Below are 19,730 nucleotides of genomic sequence, written 5' to 3'. Positions count from 1 at the left end.
GTGGTCTCTGCCCGCCCGGGTCGACATCCGCCGCCCGGCCGTGAGGGCAGCAATGGGGCGGTCGGCGCCTGCCGGACGGGTGGGGGCGCCCGGGCAGGCGCCGACCTCCTTCTCGCGGAGGCGAGACCCGGGCTCGGCCCGCAGAGGCGAGACCGGGGCTCGGCCCGCCGGTGGCGGGGGCGGAACCGGAAGGCCGGGACCCGGGGTTACGGCAGGGCGGCGACGACGTCCGGCAGCGGCTTGCGGGCGCCGCTGTAGAACGGCGTCTCCAGCCGGGTGTGGCGGCGCGTGGCGCTCGCCCGCAGGTGGCGGATGCAGTCGACGATCCGGTGGAGCTCGTCGGCCTCGAACGCCAGGAGCCACTCGTAGTCACCCAGGCCGAACGCGGCCACGGTGTTGGCCCGCACGTCCTCGTACTCGCGGCCCATCATCCCGTGCTCGGCGAGCAGGCCGCGGCGCTCGTAGTCGGGCAGCAGGTACCACTCGAGCGACCGGTTGAACGGATACACGCAGATGTAGTCCCGCGGGTCCTCCCGGCGCACATAGGCCGGGATGTGGTTCCGATTGAACTCCGCCGGACGGTGCAGACCCACCGCGGACCACACCGGCTCCAGGCACCGCCCCAGGCCGGTCTGCCGGAAACGCTGGTAGGTCTGCTGCAGCAGGTCCGGGTTGGGTGAGGTCCACCAGATCATCACGTCGGCGTCGGCCCGGTAGCCGGAGACCTCGTAGATACCACGGGTGTAGACGTCCTTCGCCAGTGCGCCGTCAAGCAGCTCGCCGGCCTCCGCCGTGATGCCCGCGCGGTCGGCGGGCAGCGGCTGCCGGGCGGCGAACACGAACCAACCCGTGTAGAGCAGCTCGTCGTTCAGCTCACGGGCCGACTTGGTGGACTCCCCCTCGGCAGGCCCGGGAGCGCCGGAGGTGGGGGCACCTGTGGGGACGGTGGTGGTGGGGACGGTGGTGGGAGCGGCGGCCGCCGGCCGCCCGCCCGGAACGGAGGGCGCGGACGCCGAGGTGGCGCCGCTGCGCTGGACGTCATCGCCAGTTGACATGCCACCATTGTCCACCCCGGCCGCGGGTCGGCGAGCGAGCCAGGCCCACCGCCGCGGGGTGCGGGCCCGCCCACCACCGCGGCGCGCCCTCCGCCCCAGGCCCCCGCGCCCCGGGCACCCGCGGGTCAGGCACCCGCCGGCTCGGACTCCGCCGCCTGCGTCCCGTCCGGCCGCAGTTGGCCCACCACCGACGCCGCGGCCGCCTCGCCGGAACGGATGCACGCCGGGATGCCCACACCGTCGTAGCCGGCGCCGGCGAGCGCGATGCCCGCCGGCAGCGCGCGCCGGACGGCCGCGATCCGGCCCAGGTGCCCCGGCAGGTACTGCGGGAGCGCCCCGCCCCAGCGGCTGACCCGGTTGGCGATCGGACGGGCGCTGATCCCGGTGACCTGGGCGACCTCGGCGGCGACGACGCCGGCGAGCTCGACATCGCCGCGCCGCAGGTCGTCGTCGGCGCCGGCGCGGCCCACGCTGGCCCGCACGACCGTCAGGTCGCCGCCGCGGGCGATGTGCGGCCATTTCACCGACAGGTAGGTCACCGCCTTGATCGACAGGCCGGCCCGCGCGGGGACGAGTAGGCCGCTGCCGGGCGGCGGCACAGCTCCCCGGTAGAGCAGTGTGACCAGGCCCACCGACGCGTACGGCACCCCCGCGAGGGGCGCGGCCGCGTGCGGGGCGATCGGGGAGAGGAGATCACGCGCGGCGCCGGCGGGAACCGCGAGGATCACCGCGTCGGCGACCAGGGGCGGGGGCGCCTCGCCGCCGCCCACCGGGTCGCAGCGCACCTGCCAGCCACCCTCGACCCGGCGCAGCTCCCGGGCCATCAGCCCGGTCCGCACCGTGGCCCCGCTGGCGCTGGCCACCTTCTCCGCGAACGAGCCCAGGCCGCCGCGCAGCGAGGCGAACACGGGCGTCTGCGCCGGGGCCGGTCCGGTCCGGGCCCGGACGCGGTGCGCGCCGAGCAGCAGCGAGCGGTCCTCGGTCGCGATCGGGGTGAGCTGGGGGACGGTCGCCTGCAGCGAGAGCGCGTCGGCCCGCCCGGCGTAGACGCCGCCGAGCAGCGGGTCCACCAGCCGGTCCACGATCTCCCGCCCGACGCGGGCGCCGACGTACCCGCCGACCGTCGGGTCCGTCGGCAGGGTCGTGCGCGGGAGCACCAGGTCGGCCGCGGCGCGCAGCAGCCCGAAGGGCGAGAGCACCCGGGAGCGCACCAGGCCGAGCACGTCGGTGGGGACTCCCAGCATCGTGTTGGGCGGGATGGGACGGCGCCGCCCGCCCACCCACAGCGAGGCCTTGGTCGTCGTCGGATGCACGATGTCGTGCCCGAGCCCGATGTGCCGGGCCAGCCGGAGCGCCTCCGGCACGCGGACGAGGAAGGCCTCCGCGCCCTCCTCCACCGCCAACCCCTCGATCGGGGTGGTGCGCAGCTTGCCGCCGATGCGGTCACCGGCCTCGACCACGGTGACCTCGGCCCTGCCCGCCAGCGCGTTCGCGGCGGACAGCCCCGCGATACCCGCTCCAATGATCACAACCCGCACGTCTTCTCCCAGCCCCTTCACGCCGTCCCCGTGTGGCCGCCCCCGAATCGGGGCCCTGGGCCCACGGCGCCACCGACCTCACCGGCCGGACCGGCCCGAGTCCCGCGGCCGGCTCCAGTCTCGCCCGCGGCCGTGCCACGCCGGTGGCGGGCACCGCCGAGCGGCCCCGGACCGGCCTACGGCCCCGTGCGCGGGCCTGGCGAGTCGGTGGCTGCCGCCCCGCTGTCAGAACTGGTGGACGAGGTCCACGATGTGCGCCAGCACGCCCGGATCACTCTCCGGAAGCACGCCGTGCCCGAAGTTGAAGATGTGCCCGGGAGCGGCCGCACCCCGGCGGCAGACGTCGCGGACCTTCGCCGCGAGCACGTCGGACGGGGCGAAGACCGCGGCCGGGTCGAGGTTGCCCTGCACGGCACGGCCGGGGCCGACCCGGCGGGCGGCCTCGTCCAGCGGGACGCGCCAGTCGACCCCGACGACGTCCGCGCCGGCCGCGCCCATCGCGCCGAGCAGCTCCCCGGTGTTCACCCCGAAGTGGATGCGCGGGATGCCGTCGTCGGCGAACGCCGCGAGGACCCGGGTGCTGTGCGGAGCCACGTAGCGCAGGTAGTCGTCCTCGCTGAGCGCGCCCGCCCACGAGTCGAACAGCTGGATGGCGTCGGCGCCGGCGTCGACCTGCACCCGCAGGAAGGCGGCCGTGATGTCGGCGAGCCGGCCGAGCAGGTCGTGCCACAGCGCCGGCTCGGCGTACATGAGCGCCTTCGTGCGGGTGTGGTTGCGGCTCGGCCCGCCTTCGATCAGGTAGCTGGCCAGGGTGAACGGCGCGCCGGCGAAACCGATCAGCGGCGTCTGCCCGAGCTCGCGGACCAGGGAGGCCACCGCCTCGCTCACGTAGGGCACGTCACCGGGCTCCAGCGGGCGCAGCACGTCCAGGTCGGACGGCGCCCGGACGGGATGGGCCACCACGGGCCCGACCCCGGCGACGATGTCGACGTCCACCCCGACGGCCGCGAGCGGCAGGACGATGTCCGAGAAGAAGATCGCGGCGTCGGGCCGGAAACGGCGCACCGGCTGCAGGGTGATCTCGGTGACCATGTCGGCGTTGCGGCAGGAGTCGAGCATGGCGGTGGTGGCGCGCAGGGCGCGGTACTCGGGAAGCACCCGGCCGGCCTGCCGCATGAACCACACGGGCACGCTGTCGGGGCGGTCCCCGGCGGCGGCGCGCAGGAACGGCGAAGTCGCGGCGAGACCTGGACGTCGGGGCGAGACCCCGGGGCGAGGCGGCGCAACGGCGGTACTTCCGAGGGACATGGCCCGATCGTTGCACGCCCGGCGGACAGATGCCGCGCAGGGCACACGACTGTGTGCGATATCTTCTACCCGCAGTAGAAGTCAGGCTGGAGAACGCGTCCGGCGATGTCAGAGCACGGCGAGGCCGCAAGCGACGTCGAGGAGTGTCCGATGACCGACCCTTCCATCCGGGACGGTTCCCCCCGGAACGGCGCCACCCAGGACGGCGCGTGGCCGATGGGCGCCGCCCGCGCGGTGTCCCTGGCCGAGGCGACCTCCTTCCTCCTGCTCCTGATCGCGACGGCGGTCAAGCACGGGGCCGACCACGAGATCGGCGTGAAGATCCTCGGGCCGGTCCACGGTGGGCTGTTCATCGCGTACTGCCTGCTCATCCTGTACGTGGGGTCGCTGCGGCGGTGGCCGGTGAAGCGGACGCTGCTCGCGCTCGGGGCGTCCGTCCTGCCGGTGGCGCCGTTCTTCGTGGAGCGGCACTGGCTGCGGGAGCCGGCCCCGGCATCCGACGGCACGTCCGGGCACGGCACGTCCGGGCACGGCGGCTCCCCGGGGCGCGCCAGCTCCGCGCCCGCGAGCTGAGCTCGCCGGCGCTCTGAGCTAGCCGGCGCCCTGAGGCCGCCCGTACGCCGAGGTCACCCGCCCGGCGGCGACGAACCACCTCTTTCCACCCCCGAGGGAACGTCGGCCCCGCACCGCGCACAGCCGGCCGCACGCGACACGCCGGTGAGAATGCGCGGAGAACCGCCCTACCCGTGGCACCGTCAGACCGGTCGGAATAGGCGGCAACAATCCGCGATGTCCCGCGTTCAGCCTCCTGACCGACCGGCCAACGGCGGCTGGACGGCGCGCTGACGCGGCCCGCGGGGGGCTGCGCCGCGGTCAGGTTCACGCCACACCCGCCCGCAGGCTGACACCACGCGAACGACGCAGCTACGAACGACGCAGCTACCACGCGAACGACGCAGCCGTGCCCGGGGAGTGATACGCGAGTGGACCAGGTCCTGGTGAGCGCCGACGATCACATCCGCTACTGCGCGGGATGCGCGCGACAGCAACAGTTCGAGCAACCCCCGTGCGAGGACGGCCACAGCGCCGACTGCCCGGAACGTGCCTGTGTCGTGTGCGGCCACGCGATTCTCGTCGGCGCCGCGCCCGCCGCGGTGCCACCGGCGGGTGCCGGGGCCGACCGGCCCGTGACCGTCGTAACCGTTACCGCGCGCCGCGGCGCCGGCCGATCCGATTCCAGGGCCGTGGCGTGAGCCTGCACAGTCCCGCACCACATCCAGGCCTCCCGGGGGACCCGTTCGTCCCGGCCGGCCGGCCGGCGACGCTCGGCGGGACGCGCCCGGCGTCGGCGCAGCCGCCCGAGCAGGCCGCGCCGGCGCGGCTCGCCCCGCTGACCCGAAGCGCCCGTTCCCACCCGGAGGGCGCTAAGCGGCACTCTCCGACGTCCGGCCAGCGCGACCAAGGTGCACGCCCTAACGTTGCCGCCATGGGGGGCACGCGGGCACCGAGCGACGCTCCGGCGTTCTTCGTGGCCGCCACCGAGGCGCTGCGGGCGGCGTTGGAGGAGCTGCGGCCGGACGTCGCCGTCCGCGAGATCCCCGCGCCCGCCCGGATCGCTCCCTACGCGTTCGCGCTCGCCGGGGGCCTCACCGGTGACGACGAGGCGGCCTCCGGACGGTTCGTGCTGCTGTTCGACCCCGATGGGCAGGATGCCTGGGAGGGCACCACCCGGATCGTCTGCTATGCGCGCGCCTCGGTGGACCCGGAGGTCGCCGACGACCCGCTGCTGCCCGGGGTCGCCTGGTCGTGGCTACGGGAGTCGTTGCAGTCGCACGGCGCCGAGCTCGGCGCCCTCGGCGGGACGGTCACCACCACCTCGTCCCGGCGCTTCGGGGTGCTCGCCACCGACGGCGACAACTTCGACGTCGAGCTCCGGTGTTCCTGGTCACCACGCTGGGCAGGATCAGTGGAGGAGGCCGAGGACCCGACGGTGCCGGAGCCGCCGCACGGCGGGGCCGACGGGGCGGCGCCGTGGGATCCTGCGGACGCCGCCGCGCACCTGCACTCCTTCGCCGACCTGTTGGCCGCGATGGCGGGGCTGCCGCCGCGCCTCTCCGGGGTCGTACCGCTACCTGCTCGCCGCACCTGAGCGGACCCGGACCTCCCCGCCCGAACACTGCGCGCCGGGAATGTCAACGGAGCGCATCCGCAACGACTACCTTGGAGCCACCATCGAACACGAAGCGTATAATTAGTGCGATTGCTCGGCCGACTGGGCTGCCAGGCCGGTCATTCACACGTACCATCGCCGATCGTGACGTCGACGGTTCCTGACTCAACGCACCAGGTCAGTGAGGGTGTGGCGATCGATGCTGCCACCGCTGTCGAAGAGTCGGCAACCGTACCCATCCCGCTGCTGGAGCCGGCCGGTGGCGTCCCGCCCGTCCTCGACGACCCGCAGGACCTCACCCGCGCCGCCGAGCGGCTGGCCGCCGGCACCGGCCCGGTCGCCTTCGACGCCGAGCGCGCCTCCGGTTACCGGTACAGCCAGCGTGCCTACCTCGTCCAGATCAGGCGGGCCGGCGCGGGCACCCTGCTCATCGACCCGATAGCGCTACCCGACCTGAGCGGCGTGCAGGACGCCGTCGGCGACACGGAATGGGTGCTGCACGCCGCCAGCCAGGACCTGCCCTGCCTGGCCGAGCTGGGCCTGCGCCCGAAGACGCTGTTCGACACCGAGCTCGCCGGCCGTCTGCTGGGCTACGAGCGGGTGGGGCTGGGCGCCATGGTCGAGCGGGTGCTCGGCTTCGGGCTCGAGAAGGGGCACTCCGCCGCCGACTGGTCGACCCGCCCGCTGCCCGAGCCGTGGCTGCGCTACGCCGCCCTGGACGTGGAGCTGCTGGTGGAGCTGCGTGACCAGCTCGAGAGCGAGCTGATCGCGCAGGACAAGATGGCGTTCGCCCGGCAGGAGTTCGGCGCGATCGCCGCCGCTCCGCCGCGGGAGCCGCGGGCCGAGCCGTGGCGGCGCACGAGCGGGATCCACCGCGCGCGCAGCCGCCGCCAGCTCGCCGCCGTCCGGTCGATGTGGCAGGCCCGTGACCGGGTGGCCCGCGCCCGCGACATCGCGCCGGGCCGGGTGCTGCCCGACAGCGCCATCATGGACGCGGTGCTGAAGGCCCCCGAGGACGCCGCCGCGCTGACCCGGCTCCCGATCTTCTCCGGGATGAAGATGCGGCGCTCGGCGACCACCTGGATGGACGCCCTGCGCGCGGCCGCCGAGATGCCCGAGAACCAGCTGCCGAGCACCGCGGGACCGGGTGGGGACGGCCTCCCCCCGCAGAACCGCTGGGCCGAACGCGACCCCGTGGCGGCGGCGCGGCTGGCCCGCGTGCGCGCGGCGCTGAACGCGATCGCCGAGGACCAGGGCATGCCGGTGGAGAACCTGCTGGAGCCGGCACTCGCCCGCCGGGTCACCTGGACTCCCCCGGCCACGCGGGACACCGAGACGGTGACCGCCGCGCTGACCACGGGTGGCGCCCGCCCCTGGCAGGTCGAGCTGACGGCGGCGGCGGTGGCCGCGGCCCTGGTGGACCCGCCCGCGGCCACCGCCGCAGCGCCCGGAGCCACCGGCGGCGAGACCGCCGGCGGCGGAGCGGGCGGCACCGGTTCCACGGCGGGCGGCGGGTCCGCGCGGGCGAGAACGCGGCGGACCGGCGGCCGTCCGCCATCCGGTGGGGAACCCGCCGTGTCCTGATCCGGCCGCACGCGCGGTACGTACCGACCCTTACCTACCCATGGGTAACTCCTGCCGTAGGCTGTTCCCGTCGCGGTCCGGTGCCACTGCGGGCAGCCGGCCCGACACCGTCTGCCGCGGGCCGCGCACGTGCCGCCCACGGGTGAGGCGTCGAGGAGGCCGATGGTGTTCGTCAGCGCGCAGGGTTCGATCCGGGACGTGGTGTTCGTCGACGGTGTACGCACTCCCTTCGGCAAGGCCAAGGGCGTGTACGCCGAGACCCGGGCCGACGACCTGGTGGTCCGGGTCATCCGCGAGCTGATGCGGCGCAATCCCGCGCTGCCGCCCGAGCGGGTCGACGAGGTCGCGATCGCGGCGACGACCCAGATCGGCGATCAGGGCCTGACCATCGGCCGGGTCGCCGGAATCCTGGCCGGGCTGCCCGAGTCCGTGCCCGGCTACGCCATCGACCGGATGTGCGCGGGCGCGGTGACGGCGGTGACCACCACCGCGTCCGCGATCGCCGTCGGCGCCTACGACATCGCCATCGCCGGCGGCGTCGAGCACATGGGGCGCCATCCGATGGGCGAGGGCGTGGACCCGAACCCGAGGTTCGTCTCCGAGCGCCTCGTCGACCCCTCCGCGCTGGTCATGGGCATGACCGCGGAGAACGTGCACGACCGGTTCCCGGGGATCACCCGGGCCCGGGCGGACGCCTACGCCGCCGCGTCGCAGGCCAAGGCCGCCAAGGCGTACGCGGACGGGAAGATCCAGCCCGACCTCGTCCCCGTCGCCGCGCGGCACGTCGAGAGCGGCTGGGAGCTGGTCACCGCGGACGAGCCGCCCCGGCCCGGCACCACCGTCGAGGGCCTCGCCGGGCTGCGGACACCGTTCCGGCCGCACGGGCGGGTCACCGCGGGCAACGCCGCGGGCATCAACGACGGCGCCACCGGCTGCGTGCTCGCCGCCGCGGACATCGCCGCCGAGCTCGGCCTGACCCGGAAGATGTCGCTGGTCGGGTTCGGGTTCGTCGGTGTGGCGCCCGAGGTCATGGGGGTCGGGCCGATCCCGTCCACGGAGAAGGCGCTGGCCCGCACCGGCCTGAGCATCGACGACATCGGCCTGTTCGAGCTGAACGAGGCCTTCGCCGTGCAGGTGATCGCCTTCCTGGAACACTTCGGCCTCGCCGACGACGACCCGCGGGTCAACCCCTACGGCGGCGCCATCGCGTACGGGCACCCGCTCGCCTCCAGCGGAGTGCGGCTGATGACCCAGCTGGCCCGCCAGTTCGAGGAGCATCCCGAGGTCCGCTACGGGATGACCGCGATGTGCGTGGGCTTCGGCATGGGAGCGACGACGATCTGGGAGAACCCGCACTTCGGCCGAACGGGAGAAGGAGCATGAGCAGCGCCGCGATGACCCTGGAGCACCCGGACGAGGTCGTCACGCAGGCCCATGTCCGGTACGCACAACTGCGCGGCGTGAGCGGCCCGGTCGCGCTCATCACCCTGGACAACGGGCAGGACCACACCCGCCCGAGCACCTTCGGCCCGGGCGGGCTGCGGTCACTGCTCACCGCCGTCGAGGAGATCGAGGCCCACGACCCGCCGGTGGCGGCGGTGGCGGTGACCGGCAAGCCGTTCATCTTCTGCGCCGGCGCGGACCTCTCCTACCGGTCGTCGCTGACCGACCCGGCCGAGGTCCGGCCGAAGCTCACCGCGCTCGGCGAGCTTGGGCACACCGCGCTGCGCCGGGTCGGCGAGGGCCGGCTGGGCGATCGGCGGGTCCCCACCTTCGCGCTGGTCAACGGCGCCGCGATGGGCGGCGGCCTGGAGCTGGCGCTGCACTGCGACTACCGGGCGATCTCCGCCGGTGCCGCGCCGATCGCGCTGCCCGAGGTCTTCCTCGGCCTGGTGCCGGCCTGGGGCGGCACCCAGCTGCTGCCGAACCTGGTCGGCCCGGAGAACGCGGTCACCATCATGATCGACAACGCGCTCAGCCAGAACCGGACGCTGCGCGGTCCCAAGGCGTTCGCGCTCGGCCTCGGTGACGTCCTGCTGGATGCCGCGGACTTCCTCGAGGAGGCGCTGCACTGGGTCGGCCAGGTGCTGCGGGGCGAGGTGGACCCGGCCAAGGGCCGCCGTCCCGTCGAGCAGGGTGCCGCCTGGGCCGCGGCGCTGGAGCGCGGCCGCGTCCTCGCGGACGCCCGGCTGCACGGCGCGGCCCCGGCCGCCTACCGCGCGCTCGAGCTGATGGCCCTGGCGGAGACCGCGGACGCCGACACGGGGTACGCCGCCGAGACGGCGGCGCTGGCCGATCTCGGGTCCAGCGAGGAGCTCGTCGCCGGGCTCTACTCCTTCGACCTGGTGAACCGGCGCGCCAAGCGGCCGGTCGGCGGGCCCGACCGCTCGCTGGCCCGGGCGGTGACCAAGGTCGGCGTGGTCGGCGCGGGGCTGATGGCCAGCCAGCTCGGGCTGCTGTTCGCCCAGCGGCTGGAGGTGCCGGTCGTCCTCACCGACCTCGACCAGGCACGTCTCGACGCGGGAGTCGCACACGTCCACAGCGAGATCGACAACCTGCTGCTGCGCGGACGGATCTCCCACGACCGCGCGAACCGGCTCAAGGCCTCCGTGACCGGCTCACTGACCAAGGACGCGTTCGCCGACGCCGACCTGATCATCGAGGCCGTCTTCGAGGACATGTCGGTCAAGAAGGCGGTGCTCGCCGAGCTCGAGTCCGTGGTGAAGCCGGAGACGCTGCTGCTCACCAACACCTCGGCCCTCTCGGTGACGGAGATGGCCGCCGACCTGACCCATCCGGAGCGGGTCGCCGGACTGCACTTCTTCAACCCGGTGGCGGTACTACCCCTGGTCGAGGTCGTCCGCACCCCGCGGACCGACGACGCCGCGATCGCGACCACGCTGCAGGTCGCGAAGCAGCTGAAGAAGAACGCGGTGCTGGTCGCGGACGCGCCGGCCTTCGTGGTGAACCGCCTCCTCACCCGGTTCATGGGCGAGGTGCTCGCGGCCACCGAGACCGGAACCCCGATCGAGCAGGCCGACGGCGCGCTCGACCCACTCGGACTGCCGATGTCGCCGCTGGTCCTGCTCTCGCTGGTCGGCCCGCCGGTCGCACTGCACGTGGCCCGGACCCTGCACCAGGCCATGCCCGACCGGTTCCGCACGCCGGACGGCCTGGCGCGGGTCGTGGCCGCCGGGAAGAGCAGCTTCTACACGGCCGGACCGGGCGGCGAGCAGATCGTCGACCCGGAGGTCGCCGATCTCGTCCGGAGCATGGGCGACGGCACCGCGCCGACCGCTCGGGAGGGCGCGGCGATGACGCCCGAGCAGGTCCGCGAGGCGGCGCTCTCGGCGCTGGCCCAGGAGATAAGGCTCCTGCTGGACGAGGGCGTCGTGGCCGAGGCGGCGGACGTCGACCTGTGCATGATCCTCGGCGCCGGCTGGCCCTTCCACCTCGGCGGCATCACCCCGTACCTGGACCGCACCGGCATCAGCGAACGCGTGACCGGTCGCCGTTTCAACCCTCCGGGCGTCGCCACCGTCGCCTGAGCGGATGAGAACTCCGGGCGGGCGGACGCCGGTACTGCCCGCCCGCCCGGAGTGCCCGTCCGAGGCCGCCGCTCGGATCCGCCGCGCTCCGGGCCGATATTCTCCTTGACTTGGTTATTGAGTGACCACTACCTTTAGGTCGTGGCCCCAAGGACGACCGGTGGCACCGGCACCCGGATGAGCGCGGAGCAACGACGCGCGGTGGTGCTCGCGGCGGCCGTCGAGGAGTTCGCCCTGGGCGGCCTGACCGGCACGTCCACCGAGGCGATCGCCAGCCGTGCCGGCATCTCCCAGCCCTATCTGTTCCGGCTCTTCCCCACCAAGAAGGAACTGTTCCTGGCGGCCGTCCGGGCCACCTTCACCCTGACCCGCGAACGCTTCGAGACCGCGGCGGGCGACCTGGTCGGAGCCGACGCCCTGACGGCGATCGGGTCCGCCTACGACGAGCTGCTCACCGACCGCACCTACCTGCTCATGCAGATGCAGAGCTACGCCTCCTGCGGCGACCCGGACATCCAGGAGGTCACCCGGCAGGGTTTCCGGGACCTGTGGCAGACCGTCGAACGTGTCAGCGGATGCGACGACGAGGAACTGCGCACGTTCTTCGGGCACGGCATGCTGCTCAACGTCGTGGCCGCGATGAACCTGCAGGAGATCGGCGACCGCTGGGCCCGGGAGATCTGCAGCTAGACCGGCCCGGGTCGGCCCACGCCGTTCCAGACCCGCCTTCGCCTCCCTCACACCCGTTCCTCCTGTCCGCACCCCTCGCCCGCACCACGAATCTAGTGACCAATCACTATCCGACGAAGGTAGTGAGCACTCAAGACCTTGGAGGGAACTCGTGACCGACAAGCGATCCGCCACTGTCTGGACGTTCGTCGTGACGTCCATAACGGCGTTCATGGTGGCCCTGGACAACCTGGTGGTCACCACCGCGCTCCCCCAGATCCGCGACGATCTAGGGGCGGGCCTGGAGGGCCTGGAATGGGTGGTGAACGCCTACACGCTGCCGTTCGCGGTGTTGTTGCTGACCGGCGCCGCTCTCGGCGACCGGCTCGGGCGGCGTGCCGTGTTCGCCACCGGGCTCGGGGTGTTCACCCTGGGCAGCCTCGGCGCGGCGCTCGCGCCGTCCATCGAGGCGCTCATCGCCGCCCGGGCCATGCAGGGCGTCGGCGCGGCGCTGGTCCTGCCACTGAGCCTGACGCTGCTGTCGGCGGCGGTCCCACCCGAGCGCCGGGGCGCCGCGCTCGGCGTGTGGGGGGCGATGTCCGGGCTTGCCGTGGCCGTCGGCCCCCTGGTCGGTGGCGCGATCACCGACGGGGCGAGCTGGCAGTGGATCTTCTGGCTGAACGTGCCGATCGGCCTGGTGACGGTCCCGCTCGCGCTGCGCAGGCTCACCGAGTCCCGCGGGCCGGCCGGCCGGCTGGACCTGCCGGGTGTCGTGATCATCTCCGCCGGGCTGCTCGGCGTCACGCTCGGGCTGGTCCGCGGTGAGAGCCACGGGTGGACGAGCCCGGCCGTCCTGACGTCACTGCTGGCCGGCGCGGCCGGGGTCGGCGCCTTCATCGCCTGGGAACGGCGCGTGGCCCGGCGCGGCGGGAGCCCCATGCTGCCGATGTCACTGTTCCGCCGCCGCGGGTTCGCGGCGGTGAACGCCGTGTCACTGCTGTTCTCGGTCGGCATGTTCGGGTCGATCTTCCTGTTGGCGCAGGCCCTGCAGAACGTCTTCGACTACTCGCCCCTCGAGGCCGGCATCCGCACGCTGCCCTGGACGGCGATGCCCCTGCTGATCGCCCCGATCGCCGGACCGCTCTCGGATCGGATCGGCGGGCGCCCGCTGATCGTGGCCGGTATGGCGATCGAGGCCGTGAGCCTGGCCTGGCTCGCGACGATCCTGGACACCGGGGCCGACTACGCCGGGGTCGTCCCGCCCTTCGTCCTGGCCGGTGTGGGCATGGCGCTGTTCTTCGTTCCGGTCGCGTCGGTGGCCCTCGGTTCGGTCCCGGCGGAGCAGGAGGGTCTCGCCTCCGGCACGAACAACGCGATGCGCGAGCTCGGCGGTGTCCTGGGCGTCGCGGTGCTGGCCTCGGTCTTCGCCGCGAACGGCGGCTACGCGAGCCCCGGGGCGTTCGTGGACGGCACCCGGCCCGCGCTGTGGGTGGGGGCGGCCGTCCTGCTCACCGCCGCGGCAGTGGCCACGCTGCTGCCGTCGCCCGCGAGGACGGCAGCGCCCGCGACGCCCCCGGCACCCGCAATGTCTCCGGCGCCCGCGACGCCCGCGGTCTCCCAGGCCCTGCCTGTGGTCGGCAGGCCGTCGTCCACCTGAAGCGGGTCCGGGCACGGATCACCGAACACGGTGATCCGTGCCCGGACGTCGTTGCACCCGCGGAATGAAAATCGATACTCACCGATGCGATCAGCAGATGAATCCGACCGATTCGCGCCGGTTCACGGCATCAGCCGGAACAGGACACCGACGATGAGTCCCCCGCCGCATCGGCCGCCGACGCCCCCACGGAGGAAAAGCATCACCCGCCGCTTTACCGCCGAGCATCACATCCTGCGAAAAGCTGGGCCGCCACGGTTTCCGGACTCCACCCGAAAGGACACCCGACCGATGATCCGAATACGGAGGACATCGCTCTGGGCACCCCACCGGTCACGCTCCCGGTCATTGACGGTGTGCGGAACGGCGGTATTTCCTCGCCGGTGCGCGGATCAGCGGTTACTCGGCGCCGGCTGGGCGACGGCCGCGGCACCCCCGGCCCGTGGGCCGGTCTGGCCCGACGCGGCGAGGTCCTCCGGCCTACTGGCGACCGCCTCGCCACGCGGGCGCAGCGCCACCCCGACCAGCGCCCAGACGATGTCGGCGACCGTGGCGAGCAGGCGCGCGACAAGAGCGATCAGCGTCGACGGGCCACTCGGCAGCGCCGGGGCCAGGGCAAGCACCAGTACGGCCTCACGCACGCCCGCGCCCGCGGGCAGGACGAGCACCAGGAAGCCCGCGGTCCAGGCCAGGGCGTAGGCGCCGACGCACAGCGCCACCAGCCGGGCGCCGCCGACCTCCGGCTGGAGGTCACGGACCAGCAGCCAGGTCCCCAGGCCGTAGCAGGCGAAGCTGCCCAGCAGCCAGCCAGCGCCCACGGCGATGGGGCGGGCGGTCAGCGGCTCGGTCAGCGGCGGGCGGCGCAGCAGCCGGAACGCGACCGTCAGCAGTCTGGCGAGCACCGGAGGGTAGAGCACCACCGCGAAGACGGGCACCACCGCCAGCGCCCACCAGTAGTCGGCGAGCGCGTCGCGGGAGGAGAAGGGCAGGGTGACGGCCGCGGCCAGACCGCCGCAGGGCACCGCCAGCGCGAGCACGACAAGACTCGCCAGGGCCGACTTCGGCCGGGAGACCCCGTAGTCGCGGGAGAGCTCCATCTGGGCGAGGACGGGCCACACACTGCCCGGAATGTACTTACCGATCTGGCCGACGCAGAAGATCCGGACGGCGGCGCGCAGCGGCAGCAGCGCACCGAGCCCGGCGAGCACGGCACGCCAGGACAGGACGGTGGCGCCGACCGCGAGCGTCGTCGCCACGCCGGAGCCGACGACACCGAGAACGGTCAGGTCGCCCAGCGAGTCCCGGACGTCGTTCCACTGGCCGACCAGCGCCACGACCAGAAGCGCGGCGGCGAGCACCAGGGCTGCGCGGACCACCCACCACCGCACGCCCCGACGGGCGGCGGGGGCAGCCGGTTCCTCCGCCGGGCGGGCCTCGTCGGGGCCCGCCGCCGGTGCGGCGGCGGGCCCACGCACGACGTCCCCGCCAGCCACGGCGGACGGGGATTCGCGGTGCGCGGGACGCCGACTCACCGGGTCAGCCTAAGGCGTCCACCGGACGGCACCCGCGCCGGGCCGCGCACGGGCGCGACCCGGCCGTGCCGGTCAGGCCTGGCCGGTCAGGCCCGGCGGGGCGTGCCCGGCGGGGCGGGCCCTGTCGGTCAGGCCCGGCCGGTCAGGCCTGGCCGCCGCCGGCGGGGGTCTGGTTGGACTCGTCCGCGCCGACCTCGTCGCCCATGAGGGCGTGCTGGCGCTTGGCGACCGCCTCGATCACCTTGCGGGCCAGGTCCTGCGGGGCGAGGCCGACCTCGGCCAGCACGTCGTCGCGCTTGCCGTGGTCGAGGAAGCGCTGGGCGACCCCGAACTCGCGCACCGGGACGTCGACGTCGGCGTCCCGCAGCAGCTGCGCGACGCAGGCACCGACGCCGCCGACCCGCCCGTTGTCCTCGACGGTGACGACGAGGTCGTGGTCACGGGCGAGGTCGACCAGCGCCGGGTCGAGCGGCTTGACCCACCGCGGGTCGACCACGGTGATGCCGATGCCCTGGCTGGCGACACGCTCGGCGACGTCCAGACAGGTCGGGGCCATCGCGCCGATCGAGACGAGCAGCACCTCGCGGTGCCGCGCGGCCGCCGGCGCCCGGTAGAGGACGTCGACCCCGCCGACCTGGTCGATCGCGGGCGAGTCCGCGGCGACCTTGCCCTTGGGGTAACGCACGACCGTCGGGCCGTCGGTGTTGGAGACCGCCTCGTCGAGCTCGGCGCGCAGGGTCGCGGCGTCACGCGGGGCGGCGATCGCCAGGCCCGGCACGACCTGCAGGAAGGACATGTCCCACATGCCGTTGTGGGACGCGCCGTCCTCGCCGGTGATCCCGGCACGGTCGAGCACGAAGGTCACCGGCTGGCGGTGCATGGCGACGTCCATGAGGACCTGGTCGAAGGCGCGGTTCAGGAACGTCGCGTAGATGCACACGACGGGCTTGAGACCGCCCATGGCCAGGCCGGCGGCCGAGGTGACCGCGTGCTGCTCGGCGATGCCGACGTCGAAGACCCGGTCCGGGAAGGCCTTGGCGAACGACTTCAGGCCGACCGGCTGGAGCATCGCCGCGGTCATGGTGACCACGTCGGGGCGCTCGGCGCCGATCCGGACGATCTCCTCGGAGAAGATCGAGGTCCAGGTGGCGCCCTTGGCCGCCGACTTCGGCTTGCCGGTCAGCGGGTCGATGACGCCGACGGCGTGGAAGTTGTCGGCGTCGTCCTGCTCGGCCGCCGGGTACCCGAAGCCCTTGCGGGTCATGGCGTGGACGATCACCGGGCCGCCGAAGTCCTTGGCCCGGCGCAGCGCCGACTCCATGGCGACCACGTCGTGGCCGTCGACCGGGCCGACGTACTTCAGCCCGAGGTCCTCGAACATGCCCTGCGGGGTGACGACGTCCTTGATGCCCTTCTTGATGCCGTGCAGGGCGTCGAACAGCGGTGCGCCGACGAGCGGGGTGCGGCCCAGCACCTGCTTGACGACGTCCAGGACCTGCTCGTACTCGGGCGCCAGGCGCAGCGACGCGAGGTGGTCGGCGAGGCCGCCGATGGTGGGTGAGTAGGACCGGCCGTTGTCGTTGACGACGATGACGACCTGCCGGTCGCTGGCGGCGATGTTGTTCAGCGCCTCCCAGCACATTCCGCCGGTCAGCGCCCCGTCACCGACGACCGCGACGACGGCCCGGTTCTCCCCGCGCAGCTCGTAGGCGCGGGACAACCCGTCGGCGTACGACAGCGCCGTGGAGGCGTGCGAGTTCTCGATGATGTCGTGCTCGGACTCGGCCTGGCTCGGGTAGCCGGAGAGCCCGCCGCGCTGACGGAGGCGGTCGAACTGCTCCCGGCGGCCGGTCAGAATCTTGTGAACATAGGACTGGTGGCCCGTGTCCCAGAGGACACGGTCGAATGGTGAATCGAACACTCGGTGGATTGCGAGAGTGAGTTCTACAGCGCCCAGATTCGGCCCTAGGTGGCCGCCTGTGCGGGCAACCGCGTGGATGAGGAAATCACGGATCTCAGCCGCGAGCGTCACCAGCTCCTCATGGTCGAGGCGCTTGACGTCCTGCGGGCTGTCGATCGTCGACAGAAGCGACACGGCGTGCTCTCCCTCCCCCGAAAGGGGATCGGTCCGGGTCCGGCAAAGTCTACGCAGGGCACCCCGGGCTCCGCAGACAGGCTCCCGACATGTGAGCTGCCCGAAGAGCGTCAGATATTTTGCCGGGTCGCGGTAAAATCCACCTCCCCGTTGTCGGTAATGTGCGACGAGTAGTCGGTGAAGAGGGCCCGGGAACCAGGCATGACGCGTCGGAGGGCCTGGCGTGCGGCCCCGCGCCGGGCCGCTCCAGACACCACGAGGGCCCGCCGGCGGGGCTTTTTTCCCGGGCCGGCGGGCCCTTCGCACGAACGCCGCTGGGTCTGTCATCTTGTTGTCACGTCGCCGTCACATGTGAACGGCCGTTATGGGCACCCCCGATCGGATCGCTCGCGATTACACACGGTCAGCGCCGTTGGGGACTCGGGTGGCTCACCCGCGGCCGCTCGCCTGCCTCCCCCGGCGCGCGGCCGCGTCCAGAAGCACCGCGCCGAGCAGGACCGACCCGGTGATGATGAACTTGACCGACTGGTCGAGACCGAGCAGGTCCATCCCGTTGGCGATCGAACCGATCACCAGGATGCCGAGCAGCGCCGACCAGGCCCGGCCGCGCCCACCGAACAGGCTCGTCCCGCCGATCACCGCCGCGGCGATCGCGTTGAGCAGCGTGTCGCTGCCACCGGAGGCCTGCGTGACGCTCGTCAGCCGCGCGGCGGCGAGGACACCGCCGACGCCGGCCAGGCAGGACGCGGCGGCGAACGCCGAGACGCGCAGCGCGCGCACGTTGATACCGGCCCGGCGCGCCGCCTCGACGTTGCCGCCGACGGCGTACAGGTGGCGGCCGTAGCTTGTGCGCCGCGAAACCAGGTCCACCAGCAGCACCAGGCAGCCGAAGATCAGCAGCGCCAGCGGCAGCCCGCGGTCGTCGTTGAGGATCGCCACCGCCGCGATGAGCGCGCCGCCCACGACGACCACCCGCACCGCGACCTCCGCGATCGGGCGGGGCCGCAGCCCGGCCCGCCGGCGGCCGCGGACCTCGGCGAGCTGGGCACCGGCATACCCGGCCACGGCGATCCCGGCGATCACCCATCCGGTGGCGTCGGTGAAGAAGGTGGACGTCAGCTTCGTGATCTCGCTGTCCGGCAGGTTGAGCGATCCGTCCCGGCCGAGCACCTTGAGCTGCACGCCCTGCCAGGCGATGAAGCCCGCCAGCGTCACGACGAAGGACGGGACGCCGAACACGGCGAACAGGCTGCCCTGCAGGGCGCCTACGGCGGCGCCGACGACCAGCGCGGCCACGATCGCCAGAACCGGCGCCCACCCGTGGCGCACCGACAGCACCGCCATGACCGACGCGCACAGCCCACTGACCCAGCCGACCGACAGGTCGATCTCGCCGAGCAGCAGGACGAGGAAGACGCCGGTGGCGATCGTCCCGGTCGCGGCGACCTGCAGTGCGAGGTTCGTGAGGTTGTAGGAGGTGAGGAAGTTCGAGTTCTGGAACTGGAAGATCGTCCAGATCACGACGAGCCCGACGATGACCGGTAGCGATCCGAGCTCGCCCGCGCGCACGTGGCGCAGCGCCGAGCCCGCTAGGCCGCGCAGGCCCGGGCCGGCGAAGAGCAGTCGCGGGTCGACCGCCGCGTCACCCCGACCGGCCGCGACTGCGCCGACCGGCCTCGCGGCGGAATTCGGTGGGGCGGGGCTGGCTGTGGGCTCGCTCATCGTGGCCGAACCTCCTCCGCGCCCGTTCCGGGCGCCGTGTCCGCACCGGTGATCGCGGCCACGATGTCCTCCCGGGAGGCGGAGCCGATGTCGAACGTGCCGGCGTTACGGCCGAGCCGGAGCACCGCGACGCGGTCGCACACGGCGAAGACGTCCGCGAGGTTGTGGCTGATCACGAGCACGGCCAGGCCGCGCTCGCGCAGCCGGACGATGAGGTCGAGCACCTGCTCGGTCTGCGCCACCCCCAGCGCGGCGGTCGGCTCGTCGAGCAGGACCACCGCCGGATCGCCGAGCAGCGAGCGCGCGATCGCGACGGACTGCCGCTGGCCGCCGGACAGCGACGCGACCGGGATGCGCACGCTCGGGATGCTCACCGCCAGGGTGCGCAGGAGGTCCAGCGCGCTGCGTTCCATGCCGATCTCGTCGAGCGCGCCGGCGAACCGGCCCACCCGCCGGCGGCGCTCGCGGCCGAGGAAGAGGTTGTTGACGACGTCGAGGTTGTCGCAGAGCGCGAGATCCTGGTAGACGGTCGCGATCCCGAGAGCCACCGCGTCCTGCGGGCGCTCGAGGCGTGCCGGGCGGCCGGCGAACCAGATCTCCCCGCCGGTCGGCGGCGAGACGCCGGAGATGCACTTGACCAGCGTGGACTTGCCGGCGCCGTTGTCGCCGACGAGGGCGAGCGCCTCCCCGGCGCGCAGATCCAGGTCGACGTCGGTGAGCGCCTGCACCGCGCCGAAACGCTTGGAGATCCCACGTAGGGACAACACCAGATCGGACATTACGGGCCCGTGCCTTCCAGGAGCAGCCACGAGGGGATCCGCGGTGAGCCGCCGGCGGAGCAGCTCACCGCGG

Annotated in this window: 14 protein-coding genes; 7 read left to right on the top strand and 7 right to left on the bottom strand. The window is 73.5% G+C overall.

The genetic code is table 11. The annotated features are described in order from the left end of the window. Positions 1-206 precede the first annotated feature (206 nt). The 3 genes from hemQ to hemE all read right to left on the bottom strand — a co-directional run bounded on the left by hemQ (position 207) and on the right by hemE (position 3,901). The gene (gene hemQ / locus MXD62_RS13680; protein ID WP_248829644.1) at positions 207-1,055 is read right to left on the bottom strand and encodes a hydrogen peroxide-dependent heme synthase; all 849 of its coding nucleotides are present in this window, start codon (positions 1,053-1,055) and stop codon (positions 207-209) included. A gap of 125 nt (positions 1,056-1,180) precedes the next feature. Continuing rightward, on the bottom strand, positions 1,181-2,593 hold the full coding sequence (gene hemG, locus MXD62_RS13675; protein WP_248829643.1) for a protoporphyrinogen oxidase: 1,413 nt from the start codon (positions 2,591-2,593) through the stop codon (positions 1,181-1,183). A 225-nt stretch (positions 2,594-2,818) separates the two neighbouring features. Continuing rightward, positions 2,819-3,901, bottom strand: coding sequence for a uroporphyrinogen decarboxylase (hemE, locus tag MXD62_RS13670; protein ID WP_020462647.1), 1,083 nt, complete (start codon positions 3,899-3,901; stop codon positions 2,819-2,821). Between the two features lie 150 nt (positions 3,902-4,051). Here hemE and MXD62_RS13665 point away from each other — a divergent pair, with 150 nt between their 5' ends. The 7 genes from MXD62_RS13665 to MXD62_RS13635 all read left to right on the top strand — a co-directional run bounded on the left by MXD62_RS13665 (position 4,052) and on the right by MXD62_RS13635 (position 13,529). After that, positions 4,052-4,474, top strand: a complete 423-nt coding sequence (locus MXD62_RS13665) for a DUF3817 domain-containing protein (RefSeq protein WP_248829642.1) — start codon at positions 4,052-4,054, stop codon at positions 4,472-4,474. Positions 4,475-5,387: 913 nt separating this feature from the next. Continuing rightward, positions 5,388-6,050 carry a DUF3000 domain-containing protein gene (locus MXD62_RS13660; RefSeq protein ID WP_248829641.1) on the top strand — a complete coding sequence of 221 codons (663 nt, stop codon included), beginning with the start codon at positions 5,388-5,390 and terminating at the stop codon, positions 6,048-6,050. A 111-nt stretch (positions 6,051-6,161) separates the two neighbouring features. Next, positions 6,162-7,655: a ribonuclease D gene (locus MXD62_RS13655; protein ID WP_248829663.1), complete on the top strand. Its 1,494-nt coding sequence runs from the start codon at positions 6,162-6,164 to the stop codon at positions 7,653-7,655. A 165-nt stretch (positions 7,656-7,820) separates the two neighbouring features. Further along, positions 7,821-9,038, top strand: coding sequence for an acetyl-CoA C-acyltransferase (locus MXD62_RS13650; protein ID WP_248829662.1), 1,218 nt, complete (start codon positions 7,821-7,823; stop codon positions 9,036-9,038). Then, on the top strand, positions 9,035-11,203 hold the full coding sequence (locus MXD62_RS13645; protein WP_248829640.1) for a 3-hydroxyacyl-CoA dehydrogenase NAD-binding domain-containing protein: 2,169 nt from the start codon (positions 9,035-9,037) through the stop codon (positions 11,201-11,203). The genes MXD62_RS13650 and MXD62_RS13645 overlap by 4 nt, the downstream gene beginning before the upstream one ends. 141 nt (positions 11,204-11,344) lie before the next feature. After that, positions 11,345-11,893, top strand: coding sequence for a TetR/AcrR family transcriptional regulator (locus MXD62_RS13640; RefSeq protein ID WP_241831397.1), 549 nt, complete (start codon positions 11,345-11,347; stop codon positions 11,891-11,893). A gap of 211 nt (positions 11,894-12,104) precedes the next feature. Further along, positions 12,105-13,529, top strand: coding sequence for a DHA2 family efflux MFS transporter permease subunit (locus tag MXD62_RS13635; RefSeq protein ID WP_251081648.1), 1,425 nt, complete (start codon positions 12,105-12,107; stop codon positions 13,527-13,529). A gap of 392 nt (positions 13,530-13,921) precedes the next feature. On the opposite strand, the gene MXD62_RS13630 is transcribed toward MXD62_RS13635, so the two are convergent. The 4 genes from MXD62_RS13630 to MXD62_RS13615 all read right to left on the bottom strand — a co-directional run bounded on the left by MXD62_RS13630 (position 13,922) and on the right by MXD62_RS13615 (position 19,657). Continuing rightward, positions 13,922-15,004, bottom strand: coding sequence for a lysylphosphatidylglycerol synthase domain-containing protein (locus tag MXD62_RS13630; RefSeq protein WP_248829661.1), 1,083 nt, complete (start codon positions 15,002-15,004; stop codon positions 13,922-13,924). Between the two features lie 199 nt (positions 15,005-15,203). Then, positions 15,204-17,156 carry a 1-deoxy-D-xylulose-5-phosphate synthase gene (gene dxs / locus MXD62_RS13625; protein ID WP_248829638.1) on the bottom strand — a complete coding sequence of 651 codons (1,953 nt, stop codon included), beginning with the start codon at positions 17,154-17,156 and terminating at the stop codon, positions 15,204-15,206. Between the two features lie 429 nt (positions 17,157-17,585). Next, positions 17,586-18,878, bottom strand: coding sequence for a sugar ABC transporter permease (locus MXD62_RS13620; protein ID WP_248829637.1), 1,293 nt, complete (start codon positions 18,876-18,878; stop codon positions 17,586-17,588). Beyond that, on the bottom strand, positions 18,875-19,657 hold the full coding sequence (locus tag MXD62_RS13615) for an ATP-binding cassette domain-containing protein (RefSeq protein ID WP_248829636.1): 783 nt from the start codon (positions 19,655-19,657) through the stop codon (positions 18,875-18,877). The genes MXD62_RS13620 and MXD62_RS13615 overlap by 4 nt, the downstream gene beginning before the upstream one ends. Between the last annotated feature and the right edge of the window lie 73 nt (positions 19,658-19,730).

This window comes from Frankia sp. Mgl5 (assembly GCF_023242985.1).
GTDB lineage: Bacteria > Actinomycetota > Actinomycetes > Frankiales > Frankiaceae > Parafrankia > Parafrankia soli.
This window is presented reverse-complemented; position numbering and strand designations above follow the sequence as displayed.